Source organism: Actinosynnema sp. ALI-1.44, from assembly GCF_001984155.1.
Taxonomy (GTDB): domain Bacteria; phylum Actinomycetota; class Actinomycetes; order Mycobacteriales; family Pseudonocardiaceae; genus Kibdelosporangium.
Genome location: NZ_MTQO01000035.1, coordinates 162,611 through 175,280 on the forward strand (window position 1 = coordinate 162,611; position 12,670 = coordinate 175,280).

The following is a 12,670-nucleotide window of genomic DNA, read 5'->3' on the forward strand; positions in this document are numbered from 1 at the left end:
AGTTGACTCATCAGCGCGGTCAACCGTAAAGTTTCGCGGGTGCTCTACTTCGCCGAGCTGACCTCGCCGCAGGTCGCGGGGCTGCTGACGGCACCACGACGCCCCGTCCTGCTGCTGCCGGTCGGCGCGATCGAGCCGCACGGTCCGCACGCGCCCCTCAGCACCGACCCGATGATCTCCATCGACGTGTGCGAACGCGTCGCCAGGCGCCTCGCCGACCACCCGTCGATCCGCGCGCTGGTCCTGCCGCCGCTCCCCTACGGCGTGACCCGCTACGCGTCGGCGTTCCCCGGCGCGGTGCACGTCAGCGAGGAGACGCTGTACGCGATCGTCACCGATGTCTGCGCGTCGCTGACCAACCAGGGGTTCGCCGAGATCATCGTGGTGAACAACCACTTCGAGCCCGAGCACGTCGCCACCCTGCGCCGGGCGACGAAGAGCGCGGGCGTGAAGTACCTGGATCTGGTGCGCCGGGCCAACGCGGCGCGGTTGACGCCCGAGTTCCAGTCCGGCTCGTGCCACGCCGGGCAGTACGAGACCTCCCTGGTCCTGGCGTCCCGGCCGGACCTGGTCGACCGGGAGCAGATGGCCGCGCTGGACCCGCTGCACGTGGACATGCCGTCGGCGATGGCAAGCGGCCGGACGGACTTCGTCGCGATGGGGATGGACAAGGCGTACTGCGGCTCGCCCGCGGCGGCCACCGCCGAGGAGGGCGAGCGGACGTACGCCGTGCTGGTGGACATGGTGCTCGAACTCATCGGGGAGGTCTGATGCGGTACGACGACGTTCCCGCGTCGTTCAACATCGCGTCCCATTTCGTCGACCGCAATCCGCCTGAGCGCACCGCGTTGCTCACGTCGTCGGGCCCGGTCACGTACGGCGAGCTCGCCGAGTTGACGAACAAGATGGGCAACGCGTTGCTCGAACTCGGTGTCCGGCAGGGCGATCGGGTCCTGTTGGCGTTGAGTGACGGCGTCGATTTCGTGGCTGCCTGGTACGGCGCGCAGAAGATCGGCGCCGTCACCGCGGAGGTGTACACCTATCTCCAGGTCAAGGACTACAAGTACTTCCTGGACTACGTCCGGCCTGTGGCCGTGCTGGCGGACGACACCACGGCCGAGAAGATGCGCGAGGCGGGCGCCACCAACCTCGTCGTCCTCACCCCGGGCTTCACGGCAGGCCAGCCGTCCACTCTGGACGCTGCGCCGACCACGAAGGACGACGTGGCGATCTGGAAGTTCACCACCGGCAGCACGGGGGCACCGAAGGCGTGCGTGTTGACCGCACGCAGTCCGCTGTTGAGCTTCTCCTGGTACGCGCAGGGTGTGCTGGACATCCAACCGTCCGATGTGGTCCTGCCGGTGCCCAAGCTGTTCTTCGGCTACGCACGGGATCTCACCGCCTTGTTCCCCTTCGGCGTCGGCGCGGCGGGAATCGTGTTCCCGGAACGCAGCACGGTGGACACCCTTTTCGAGTTGATCGCGCAGCACCGGCCGACGATCCTGGTGAACGTGCCGACCATGATGAGCGCGATGGTGTCGCACCCGTCGGCGTCCGAACAGGACTTCAGCTCGTTGCGGCTGTGCACGTCGGCGGGCGAGGCGCTGCCGGGCGAGTTGTACCGGCGGTGGATGGACACGTTCGGCGTCGAGGTGCTCGACGGGATCGGCTCGTCGGAGGCGTACCACATCTACCTGTCCAACCGGAAGGGCGAGTCCCGGCAAGGCAGCCTCGGCCAGGTCGTGCCGGGCTACCAGGCGCGTGTGGTGGACCTGGACGGCAACCCGGTGCCGGACGGCGAACCGGGCAGGCTGGAGATCACCGGCGAGACGGTGGCGCTGGAGTACTGGCAGGCGCCGGAGAAGTCGGCCGAGACGTTTCCCCGCCCGCACACCGTGCTGTCCGGTGATCTCGTCACGAAGGACGCCGACGGGTTCTTCCACTACCAGGGCCGCATCGACGACCTGCTGAAAGTCGGCGGTGTCTGGGTGGCGCCGGCGGAGATCGAGAACTGCCTGCTGGCCCATGACGCCGTGGTGGAGTGCGCGGTGGTCGGCTACCAGGAGAACGGCTTGACCCGACCGCGTGCGTACGTCGTCACCGCTGCCGAGGTCACCGCCCAGGAGTTGCAGGACTTCGTCCGCTCCCGGCTGGCGCCGCACAAGTATCCGAGGGACGTGCGATTCGTGTCCACGTTGCCGAAAACAGCGTCGGGCAAGCTGGATCGCCGTGCCCTGAAAGGAGACGACTGATGGCTTTCCGGGCATCCGCGCGGATCACGGAGAACTGGGAGCACTTCGACTTCGCGGTGGCGGACGGGGTGGCGACGGTGACGTTCTCCCGGCCGGAGAAGTTGAACGCGCTGACCTTCGACGTCTACGCGGACCTGCGCGACCTGATCGCCGAGCTGCCCCACCGCGGTGACGCCCGGGTGCTCGTGATCGCCGGGCAGGGCAGGGGTTTCTGCTCCGGCGGCGACGTCGAGGAGATCATCGGCGAGCTCCAGAAGATGGAGCCCGCCGAACTGCTGGAGTTCACCCGGATGACCGGGGCGGTGGTGAAGGCGTTGCGGGAGTGCCCGGTGCCGGTGATCGCCGCGGTGAACGGCATCGCGGCGGGCGCGGGCTCGGTGATCGCCCTCGCCAGCGACTTCCGCTTGCTCGCGCGGTCCGCGTCGTTCGCGTTCCTGTTCACGAAGGTCGGTCTCGCCGGAGCGGACATGGGTTCGGCGTACCTGTTGCCGCGTTTGGTCGGGCTCGGCCGCGCGACGGAACTGCTGATGCTGGGCGACAAGGTCGACGCGGCAACGGCGTCATCGATCGGCCTGGCGAGCAAGGTCGTGGACGACGCCGAGTTGGCCGTGGAAACCTCGGCGCTGGCAACGCGACTGGCCTCCGGCCCGGCGCTGGCGTACTCCACGACGAAGGTCCTGCTGACCCGTGAGCTGGACATGGACCTCGGCTCGGCGATCGAACTGGAAGCGATCACCCAGGCGTTGCTGATGAAGTCCAGCGATCACGCGGAGTTCTACTCGGCGTGGACCGAAGGCCGCAAGCCGCGGTGGACCGGCCGATGAGCGTGTCCTGCGACTGGAGTCTTTCCGGGACCGGTGCGTAACGCACGCTCCCGCCGCACCGACCTTCCGGCACGGACTGCCGTCAGTGGAGGCGATGCATGGAGATCAACGGCCCGTCGTGGCAACGCGGTGTTCTGGAGGGCGAGAAGGCGCGCCTGCTCGACATCGTGGCACGGGCGACGAGATCGCCAAGCGGTCGAGCACGGCGTGGATCGAGGAGCAGGCTCGGAAGCTGAAGGCGCGGTCCGACGCGCAACTGGCCACCGAGCAACGCCTGCTGGCCAGGGGCCTGGAACTGCTCGGGGGGCGCTGGGTCTACCGCGCGCACAAGTCGACCACGTTCCCGCTGTTCGCCCAGTGGGACGCTTCGGGCAAGAAGTTCAACATCCTCGACAAGAAGACATGGCGGCCCACCGGCAAGTCCATCGCCGACAACGGAACGCTGTCCGCTTAGTCCAGGTCCGGCAGGATGCGAGCGGCGGCGACGGTGACGTTGGCGCTGCTCGTCTTCGGCGCCGCCAACTCCACGCGACTGCTCTGATCCCGCGCGGCCATCTCCCGGGCGGCCAGCAAAGCCGCGGCCTCGGCGACGCTGGCTGTGCCGACTTCGGCCTTGGCGGTGGCGCTGGGGTTGGGAACGTCCACCGCGGCCAGTTCGGCGGCGCTGTGGATCGTCATCGGCGGGCTGAAGCCGCCGTCTTCGCCGTGCCAGAAACCCCAGTCCGCCACCGCGTCCTGGATTCCGGCTTCGTCGGCCTTGACGTCGACCGTCGCGAACGACCGCACGGCACGCGGGTCGAGTTCGTGTTCGGATTCCAGCAGGGCCAGCGCCGCTGTCACGGCTTCCTGTGTCACGCCACGGCTCGATCCGACGCCGACCACCAGCGTCTTCGGGATCAGGCGCAGCACCTTGCCCTTGCGCAGGAACTTGGGCAGCCGATCGTCGATCAGCACTGTCCACTCAGTACCGTAGTTGTCCGGCTGGAGGTTCGGTGGCAGGTCCGGCAGGGCGAAGCCGAGCGGGTTGAGCAGCCGGATCTCCTCACCGGCGACCACGGCCACGCCACACGCGACAATGTCACCGTCGATCGCCGTGTCCAGTGCTTCGACGATTTCGTCGAGCGGCGAGGAGCCGACGTAGTCCGACGTGGGGACCGCTGTGGCGCCCAGCGCGTCGGCGATCTCGGCGGCGAGGACGTTGCTCGAACTGGTCAACGCGACGACGAAACCGTCGTGGACGCACACGATCCCTGGGTCCTCGCGCTGGCTTTTCAGCAGGGGGGTCACGAGTCGCACCGCAGCGCCCACGCCCATGAACAACACCGCCGACCCCAGCGACGGCCACAGCCGCCGCAGACCCGGCTTCACCGGCCCGTCCACCAGAACCGAATCGGGGCCCAGCGCCAGCGAACCGGCTGCTTTCCTGCCTTCAGCCGTCGCCGCGAACAGACCGATCAACGCACGCCCCAAACCACAGTCACCGGATCGACCGCCGCCAGACGTGTCGCGCCGTCGGAGTGTTCGGTCAACCGCGCGGCGCTCAACTGGCAGCCGTCCACACGATAGTCCGCCGCCTGCAACGCCTGACGAGTCGGGGCCACCCGGTCGACCGAAGCCAACGCGACGACAACGCGCGACGCCTCAACGGTCGTACAAGCGCGGACAACCGCCTCACCACCGCCGCCGATGAACACGGCATCCGGCTTCGGCAGGCTCTTGATCGCCGCGAGCAACTCCGCTTCGACAACCCGCACGTCCACGCCGTACTTGCTGGTGTTGGCGAAAATCCGCACACACTGCATCGGATCCCGCTCCACGGCCAGCACAGCGGACCCGAGCCGGGCGCATTCCACGGCCATCGCGCCCGAACCCGAGCCGACGTCCCACACGAGAGTTCCCGGCGCCGGTGCGATGTGCGCCAACGCGATCGCCCGCAACTCGGCGGAGCTGATGATGCCGTCGCGGTGGGCGAAGTCGTCCTCCGGCAACGCCCAACCGCCACTCAGCGGCTGCCCACCGGCAATCCACCCGCGTGGCGGCACCCGCTCGACCTCGGCGAGGCACAGCACCACGCTCGGGTCGCGCCAGGTCCGGGACTCGGCCTCCCCGGCATCCACAGTGGACACCTTCTCGTCCGGCCCGCCCAGGTCCTCGGCCACCACGAGGGTCCGCCGCCACCCGCGCAACTCGCGTGCCAGCTCGGCCGGTCCCATCCCGAGAACAGCCACCGCGGACCGCGCCCGGCACACGTTCACCGCGCGCCCGGCGTCCACGCCCTGGGCGTTCACGACGGTGACGTCGTCGGAAGGACGGCCGATCGCGGCCAGCAGCCGTTGCACGCCGGACACCGCAGGCAGCACGGTCAGCCGGACGTTGTTCTCCCGGAGGGTGCGGACCAGGCCGAAGAACCCCGGGTCACCGTCAGCGAGCACCACCGCGTGCGCGGCGACGGTCAGGTCCGTCACGATTGTCTCGATCGACTCCAGCTCGACCGTGCGGGCTCGTTCGGGCGCGTGCGCGTCCAACTGCCGCCGCAGGCCGACCACCAGGTCAGCCTCGTCCAACGCGGCGGATGCGCCTGCGGGCAGTGTCTTGCCGTCGACCCCGATCACCGTCACCGTCACCGGGTTACCCTCCCACACCGGACGCGCCGGTCGCACTGGCGACGAACCGGGCAATGGCGCCGGGGTTGGCGACGGGGTGAGTGTGCAGGTAGGAGGCGTGTACCTGGCCTGATACGAAGCCCTCCCGGACGACCGAGCCCGCCCGGTCACGCCAGATCCACGCGGGTTCGGACCCATGCACGGGATGCACGACAGTGCGGTGGAACTCGTGCCCGGTCCACCGTGTGCCTTCGGGGCACAACGGCGAGTCACTGGCCGCGACCGCGTCGCGATAGCCCAGCGACAACGACGGCGTCATCTCGGCGGTGGCGTCGAGCACACCGCACATCGGATGCCCGTCCAGGCTCTTGACCAGGAACAACAGCCCGCCGCACTCGGCGTGGACGGGTCCGCGGAACTCCGCGACGGCACGGCGCAGCGGCTCGTTGGCCGACAACGCCTCGGCGTGCTGCTCGGGGAAACCACCCGGCAGGACGAGGCCACGGGCGCCTTCGGGGAGGGCGGAGTCGTGCACCGGGTCGAACACCTCGACCTGCGCACCGGCCGCCGCCAGCAGTTCGGCGTGCTCGGCGTAGCCGAACGTGAACGCCGGTCCCCCGGCGATGGCGATCACCGGCCGCCCCACTTCCGCTATGCCAGGTTCCCAGGGTGTACCGGGCAGTGGCCCCGCCGAGCGGGCGAGGGTCGTGACCTCGTCCAGGTCGACCCCGCCCGCCACGAGGTGTGCCATCGAGTCGATCACCCGGACGGCCTCGGGCCCGTGCTCGGCGGCGGTAACCAGCCCGAGGTGACGCGACGGCACCTGCAAACTCCCGTCCCGCCGCAACGCCCCGAGCAGCGGCAACCCGACTTCCTCGCAGGCCGTGGCGAGGATGGACGCGTGGTACGCCGACCCGACGCGGTTGGCGATCACCCCGGCGAGCCGGATGGACGTGTCGAAAGCGCGGAAGCCGTGCACCAGCGCGGCCATGCTGCGTGCCTGGCCCCACGCGTCGACCACGAGGATCACCGGGGCCCGCAGGAGCTTGGCGATGTGCGCGGTCGAGCCGAAGTCCGAGGTGGGGTCGCGGCCGTCGAACATGCCCATCACGCCCTCGATCACCGCGATGTCCGCACCGGCCGAGCCGCGTAGGAACAGGGGCGCGACCGTGGACTCGCCGACGAGGACGGGATCGAGGTTGCGGCCCGGTCGTCCGGCGGCGAGCGTGTGGTAGCCGGGGTCGATGTAGTCGGGGCCGACCTTGAACGGCGCGACCTTGTCCCCGCGCCGCCGCAAGGCCGCCATCAACCCGGTCGCCACGGTCGTCTTGCCGCAGCCGGACGCCGGGGCCGCGATGACCACGCGAGGGATCAACGGTTCCCGGCCATGGTGAGGAATGTTCGCCAAGACGCGTTGGCAACGCTGAAGTGCGGCCCTAACCGGTGCTTGGAATCTCTGACCAGCACGGAATCCGACGTGATCCGCACCTCGACGCAGCCCTCAGTGGCACTACTGCTGTAGCCGCTCTTGAACCAACCGGTGTCCACGCTCACGCCTCCTCCAACTCAGTGATCAACCGCTTGGAGTCCCGCTCACTCAACGAAAGCTCCCAGATCCGTTCGAAAGCTCGTCGCAGTGCTGCGATATCCGATGGTTCATCGTAGTAAGTCGAAGGTCCGATGACAGCGGACGACCATCCCACTGGCGCGTTCTCATCGCCGAAGTCGAAGATCAGCAGTCCGTTCCCGCGCCCAGGGTTGCCGTAGACGTCGCTTGGCAGCACACGGATGGCGAGATCCTCGCACTGGTACAGGAGGCTGAGCATGTGCCGGAGTTGCCCGCGCATGATGTCCGGGTGGCCCATGTTCGCGTGCAACGCTTCCTTGGCCACGACGTAACGCATCCGCTTGGGTTCAGTCGAGCCCCATAGCTTCTCCAGCCGCCGCAACCGGAAATTCACCCGGTCTTCTCCCTCGGGGTCCCCCTTCGCCCACCAGACCCCTTCACCTTCCTCGAACACTGCCCGCACGTAGCCGACCGATTGCAACGGACCTGGAATGATCGAGGACTCGTACCAGCTGATTTCGGTTGCCCTGGCCTCCAGGTTGGCGAACCTGTCATACGCGTCCGGCAACGTGTCCACAGTGACCCGACGCTTCGGCCGCTTCCGCGCCCGCACACCGAGTTCGAGAAGACTATTCCGGTCAGCGCCATGAACCTCGTAGAGGTCGAGCAGTGCCACGAGGTCGTCGACAGTCGCGGTGGTGGTGCCGTCCTCCAACGCCACGATCTTCGTCCTGGCCTTGCCGATCGCCGCGGCCGCCACGTCCTGCGTGAGACCGGCCTCGTCTCGCAAACGCCGCAATGTCAGGCCGAGCTGTCGTCGCTCGACCGTCGGGCGAGCCTGCCCCACGCGCCACCTCCTCGACCTGGATCTTGGCCAAGTTTGCCAGGCGGCGACCGTCACCCGATCAGGGAGCTGTCAAATCTATTCTGTATGGATAACCTCTTGTCAAAACCTGTTCCAGAGAGATAAGAGGTAGCTATGCCGCTGTACCACCACTCCGGTGTCTGCGTCGAGTCCTGGGTGGAACTGTCCACCACCGCCCCGATGAGGTACGAGGTCGACACGACCAACGACGCCGCCACCTTGTTCTTCGGCGACCGCAACGAATACGTCATGCGACTGAGCCGCAAGAACCTCGGCCAGATGCTGGAACTGGGCAGCCGCGCCGCCGCCGACCTGGCTTCGGCCACCCCCGACGACGAGTGAGGCGCTCCGGCTTACCGCAACGGCCGGCCCGGCGCAGAGAAGCACCAGGCCGGCCAGGCGAACGTCAACAGGTGATCCTGACACCAGGGGTCGTCCGCTCCCCGCCGGACGTGACGTTCTCGAAAACGGCTCGATAGGCCAACCCCATCAGCACGCGATGACCTTTTCGTCGCTTATCTCTTTCTTGCCGGTTGAGTGGTTGTAGACAATGCCGCGGTAAGGAGTCCGGTGGTGCGTGCAGAGGGTTGAAGCCTCCCCCCGATCGTTGGCACTCCAGAAGTCGTCGCCCTTCTCCCACCACTGACCCAAAATGTTGCGGTATTCCAGTGATACCTCGAACCGGTAGTAGTGTGGGCATCCCGACGAAGCGCCGCTAGTGACGACCCTACCTTCGGCTACGGTGGGGACCTTCCTGACCGACATCTCGCACGCCAGGACGCCAGCGTCCGGCGTGGCCTCAGCCAGCTGGGAACTCGACAGAAGTCCCGCCGCGACCAGCACAGAGCCTACAGTTTTCCTCATCTTCTCTCCCCAATCCGGTGAAGAACACTTCCTCACCGTATGGGGCCGGGCGACCTCGGTTTGTCACCCGAACAACCTACAATTCGTCGAGACTGATCAACCCGTCCTGCATCGCCCGGGCGAGCAACGCCGTCTTCGTGGCCGCGGCCCGGCCGACGTTGGCGTACTTGATCCGGACCCGGTCGAGGTAGGTGTTCACCGTGCTGGCCGAGACGCCCATCCGATCCGCCACCATCTCCTTGGACTCGCAGCGGAACCACAGCATGAGCGCGTTCTGCTCCCTCGGCGTGAGCCGGGGGCGGCACTTCCGGCTGTCCGCGTACATCGAACCGGCCAAGTTCGGGGCGGTGTAAGGCAAATCGGCGGCTGCCGCGTGGATCGCGGCGACCAGGTGCTGCTCGCCCTCCGCCTTCGTCAGGTAGGTGTAGGCGCCGATCTCCAAACTGGACAGCACAGTCCGGTCGTCGGTGCGCATCGAGTAGACGACCACCCGCCGCCCGGCGTCGGCAAGCCTGCGCAGGTCACCCATCGCGGGCGCGGCCTCGTCAAGCATCAGGTCCATCACCACGACGTCGGCGTCCGCTCCCGGGTGCGTCCACGCCGCCGACACGTTCGCGCCGACGGCCACCACGTCGATCGACGGGCAGGATGCCGCGCACCATGCCCTGACTCCCGCGACTATCGCCGGATGGTCGTCGATCACGGCGATGGTCGGTCCAGCGTCGCCTCCAGCCATACCGAACTCCCCCTTCGGCGCCAGCCAAGCCGCGCCGCACCCCAGCCTTCATCGCGGCTTCCCATGACGAACTCGGCTCCTGGCGGCACTTCGGCCACCACACTCACCGTAACCGAATCCGCCATCACCGTCACCGCGATCCGGGAATCACCGGTCGCCGCGGCGAGCACGGCGAGCACCGGGTCAGTCAGCGCCCTTCGTTCCTGTGCCGAGAGCTCGAAGCTGGTTCCGCACACGGCCAGCGACACCCCGATACCGCGCCGGGCGGCCACGTCGGCGCAGGCCCGTAGCTCGTGCAGGAGTGGCTCGGCCACGTCATCGGCCTCGGCGAACAACCGCCGCAACCGGCCTGCCTCACGCGCGCACGCCTGCCTGACGGCGGGTGCCGAGGGGTCGAGCCGGTTCGCGGCGAGCCCGCCGAGCAGTGGGACGACAGTCTCGGCCAGCTCCGCGTACCTGGCCCGACGATCGGCAGCCAGCTGGGTGTGCACCACCTCCCTGGTACGCAGGCGGTCCTGCTCGGCGACCGCGGCCGCCGCCCGCGCACGCACCCCCAGCAACGCGATCGCGATCCCGGCGATGCCGATTTCCAGCCCCATCACGATGATCGCCCAGGTACCCAGCGCCACCGCCCGCTCGGGGCCACCGTCCACGAACACCGGTACCAACGAGACCACGTTGTGCAGGACGAGAAAGCCGGTCAGCGGCGGCAGGCCCCGATCGATCAGCAGCACGACGCCGAGCATCCCGCCCGCCGGATAGGCCCAGTTGGAATGGCCGATCAGCGCCGACGTTGGCACCACGACCACCACGATGACGTCGGCGATCAAGACCACGAGCAGCGAAAGCCACGGAAAACCCCGGTGACCGCGCCAGATCCGGACGGCGGCAGCACCCAGTGCCGCGGCCATCAGCGCGAACGCGGCCATCTCGGTCACGGACGGCCGTCCGCTGAGCAGCAAAGGAGGCAGGTACACCCCGAACAGCCCGGCAGCGGAAAGCCCGAGCACCGCGTGCCGCAGCCCGGTGACCATGCGAGGAGCTTCGACGCGCTCACCTGCCGTGCCAGGTAGCCGGAGCGTCACTGTGGTGCCGTGGCCGACGGCTGACTGGATGGTCGCGGTTCCACCGACGGCAGCCATCCTGCCGATGATCGACTCGCTGACACCACGCTTCTGCTCATGGACGGCTCCGGGGTCGAAGCCCTTGCCGTGGTCCTCGATCCGGACGGTGAAGCCGGACCTGGCGCATCCGGTGAGCGTCACCCGTGCGGTCACCCCACCGGCATGCCTGGCGACGTTCGCAAGCGCCTCAGCGGTCGCGCCCGTCACCGCCTCCGCCTGCCCGCTGTTGACCGGCGCCCCGCCGTCGGGTGGGACGAACACCGCGACATCCCCGCACACCTCAGCGAGCAGCGTCCTCAGATCGGCCGACGGATCCGCGACGTCCACTCCCCGCAGCACTCGGAGATCACGCGCCGCCTGCCTACGCACCCATGTCCGTGACGGGACACCCAGACCGACCATCAGAAGTGTCGCCGCCGCGGTGTCGTGCAGTGCGGCGAGATGCTCGCGACGGCCCGCGCGCAACGCGGCGGCAGCCGACGCCTCCGTCCGGCGCGCACTCATTTCCTCTGTCAGATCATCCGCGATGCGAGCGCCTCGCCGCAGCAACCAGTACAGCCACCGGCACAGCAGCCCCTCGGCGAACAGCCAGCACGCGAGCGGCACCGTCTCCACCGCCCGCTGCGGCTCAGCGAACCAGCCCCCGAGCACGAACGCGCTGGTCATGCAGGCCGCGGCCACCGTCCCGGCAACCATCCTGGTGTACGGCTGGCAGCACACGATGGTGATCGACGCGACCACGACCACCCAGCTCGTGGCGTCCACCAGTGCCTCGAAGGAACTGGTGAGCGGGGCGGTCAGGCAGACGGCAACGACGAGCGCCACGTCGACGGCCAGCACCTTCTCCGGGCGGTGCCGAAAGAACGTGAGCTCGACTCCGGACCAGCAGATCACCACCACGGCGGCGACCACAGTCGCGGGACCCGGCACGGCCAGGGGCGCGAGCACGGCACTGGGCACGATCACCGCACAGCGCCACGCCGCCGGGTACCACCGTCCCATCCCGCGCAGCTCTCCCCCGAGCGGCTCGCTCCCCACACCCTGATGGTCGCGCACGGCGGCCAGGCGTTAGCCCGCTGCTTTCACCCGTTCGGCTTGAAGAGTTTTCGGAGCCTCCCACGCCGGTAAGGCCACCTTCACGGCACCCCACCACACCACCAAAGCCGAGTTACGGGCGTCCCATGCCGGTAAGGTGGCCTTCACGGCACATCTTCTACCACTCGATACCGCGCTGGCCCTTCTGGCCGTCGTCCATCGGGTGCTTGACCTTCGTCATCGTCACGACCATGTCGGCCGCGTCGATCAGCGCCTGCGGGGCGTGCCGTCCGGTGATCACCACGTGCTGGTGGCCTGGGCGGTCCCGCAGCGCCGTCACCACTTCGTCGACGTCCACCCAGCCCCAGTGCATCGGGTACGTGAACTCGTCGAGCACGTAGAACCCGTGCTGTTCGGCGGCGAGCCTGCGGGAGATCTCACGCCAGCCCTCCTGCGCCGCCGCCGCGTGGTCCTCCTCGGTCCCCTGCTTGCGGGTCCACGACCAGCCCTCGCCCATCTTGTGCCATTCGACCGGTCCGCCTTCGCCGGTCTGCTCGTGCAGCCGCCCGAGTGCTTTGAAGGCGTTCTCCTCCCCCACTTTCCACTTCGCCGACTTCACGAACTGGAACACGCCGATCGACCAGCCCTGGTTCCACCCGCGCAACGCCAGGCCGAACGCCGCCGTGGACTTGCCGCGCATCTCGCCCGTGTGCAGGACCAGCAACGGCCGGTTGCGGCGCTGCCGCGTGGTCAGGCCGTCCTGCGGGACGGCGACCGGTTTTCCCTGTGGCACGCCTGAT

14 protein-coding genes are annotated in these 12,670 nt (G+C 68.4%); 5 read left to right on the plus strand and 9 right to left on the minus strand.

All coding sequences use genetic code 11. From position 1 onward, the window contains the following. Positions 1 to 39 precede the first annotated feature (39 nt). The 4 genes from ALI144C_RS09190 (at position 40) to ALI144C_RS09205 (ending at position 3,530) form a co-directional block, all read left to right on the plus strand. Entirely contained in the window at positions 40 to 771 is a 732-nt protein-coding gene (locus ALI144C_RS09190; protein WP_076986588.1) for a creatininase family protein, read from the plus strand. Beyond that, on the plus strand, positions 771 to 2,252 hold the full coding sequence (locus ALI144C_RS09195; protein ID WP_076986589.1) for a benzoate-CoA ligase family protein: 1,482 nt from the start codon (positions 771 to 773) through the stop codon (positions 2,250 to 2,252). The genes ALI144C_RS09190 and ALI144C_RS09195 overlap by 1 nt, the downstream gene beginning before the upstream one ends. Beyond that, positions 2,249 to 3,076, plus strand: coding sequence for an enoyl-CoA hydratase family protein (locus tag ALI144C_RS09200; protein WP_143230535.1), 828 nt, complete (start codon positions 2,249 to 2,251; stop codon positions 3,074 to 3,076). The genes ALI144C_RS09195 and ALI144C_RS09200 overlap by 4 nt, the downstream gene beginning before the upstream one ends. 118 nt (positions 3,077 to 3,194) lie before the next feature. Continuing rightward, on the plus strand, positions 3,195 to 3,530 hold the full coding sequence (locus ALI144C_RS09205; protein ID WP_076986591.1) for a hypothetical protein: 336 nt from the start codon (positions 3,195 to 3,197) through the stop codon (positions 3,528 to 3,530). On the opposite strand, the gene ALI144C_RS09210 is transcribed toward ALI144C_RS09205, so the two are convergent. The 5 genes from ALI144C_RS09210 to ALI144C_RS09230 are packed head-to-tail and all read right to left on the minus strand — an operon-like array spanning position 3,527 to position 8,093. Then, a complete protein-coding gene (locus ALI144C_RS09210; RefSeq protein WP_168211210.1) occupies positions 3,527 to 4,534 on the minus strand; it encodes a cobalamin biosynthesis protein in 1,008 nt (335 codons plus the stop codon). The genes ALI144C_RS09205 and ALI144C_RS09210 overlap by 4 nt on opposite strands. Further along, positions 4,531 to 5,700 carry a precorrin-6y C5,15-methyltransferase (decarboxylating) subunit CbiE gene (gene cbiE / locus ALI144C_RS09215; protein ID WP_076986672.1) on the minus strand — a complete coding sequence of 390 codons (1,170 nt, stop codon included), beginning with the start codon at positions 5,698 to 5,700 and terminating at the stop codon, positions 4,531 to 4,533. The genes ALI144C_RS09210 and cbiE overlap by 4 nt, the downstream gene beginning before the upstream one ends. 4 nt (positions 5,701 to 5,704) lie before the next feature. After that, the gene (locus ALI144C_RS09220; protein WP_083752865.1) at positions 5,705 to 7,054 is read right to left on the minus strand and encodes a cobyrinate a,c-diamide synthase; all 1,350 of its coding nucleotides are present in this window, start codon (positions 7,052 to 7,054) and stop codon (positions 5,705 to 5,707) included. Beyond that, a complete protein-coding gene (locus ALI144C_RS57335; protein WP_076986593.1) occupies positions 7,051 to 7,233 on the minus strand; it encodes a DUF397 domain-containing protein in 183 nt (60 codons plus the stop codon). The genes ALI144C_RS09220 and ALI144C_RS57335 overlap by 4 nt, the downstream gene beginning before the upstream one ends. Beyond that, entirely contained in the window at positions 7,230 to 8,093 is an 864-nt protein-coding gene (locus ALI144C_RS09230) for a helix-turn-helix domain-containing protein (RefSeq protein ID WP_076986594.1), read from the minus strand. Before ALI144C_RS09230 ends, ALI144C_RS57335 begins: the two co-directional genes overlap by 4 nt. A gap of 132 nt (positions 8,094 to 8,225) precedes the next feature. Here ALI144C_RS09230 and ALI144C_RS09235 point away from each other — a divergent pair, with 132 nt between their 5' ends. Beyond that, the gene (locus ALI144C_RS09235) at positions 8,226 to 8,453 is read left to right on the plus strand and encodes a hypothetical protein (RefSeq protein WP_076986595.1); all 228 of its coding nucleotides are present in this window, start codon (positions 8,226 to 8,228) and stop codon (positions 8,451 to 8,453) included. Between the two features lie 147 nt (positions 8,454 to 8,600). On the opposite strand, the gene ALI144C_RS09240 is transcribed toward ALI144C_RS09235, so the two are convergent. The 4 genes from ALI144C_RS09240 to cobO form a co-directional block, all read right to left on the minus strand. After that, positions 8,601 to 8,975: a hypothetical protein gene (locus ALI144C_RS09240; protein ID WP_143230523.1), complete on the minus strand. Its 375-nt coding sequence runs from the start codon at positions 8,973 to 8,975 to the stop codon at positions 8,601 to 8,603. A gap of 76 nt (positions 8,976 to 9,051) precedes the next feature. After that, positions 9,052 to 9,711: a response regulator gene (locus ALI144C_RS09245; protein ID WP_076986597.1), complete on the minus strand. Its 660-nt coding sequence runs from the start codon at positions 9,709 to 9,711 to the stop codon at positions 9,052 to 9,054. Further along, on the minus strand, positions 9,675 to 11,873 hold the full coding sequence (locus ALI144C_RS09250) for a sensor histidine kinase (RefSeq protein WP_143230524.1): 2,199 nt from the start codon (positions 11,871 to 11,873) through the stop codon (positions 9,675 to 9,677). The genes ALI144C_RS09245 and ALI144C_RS09250 overlap by 37 nt, the downstream gene beginning before the upstream one ends. 175 nt (positions 11,874 to 12,048) lie before the next feature. Further along, entirely contained in the window at positions 12,049 to 12,663 is a 615-nt protein-coding gene (gene cobO, locus ALI144C_RS09255; protein WP_076986599.1) for a cob(I)yrinic acid a,c-diamide adenosyltransferase, read from the minus strand. Positions 12,664 to 12,670 lie beyond the last annotated feature (7 nt).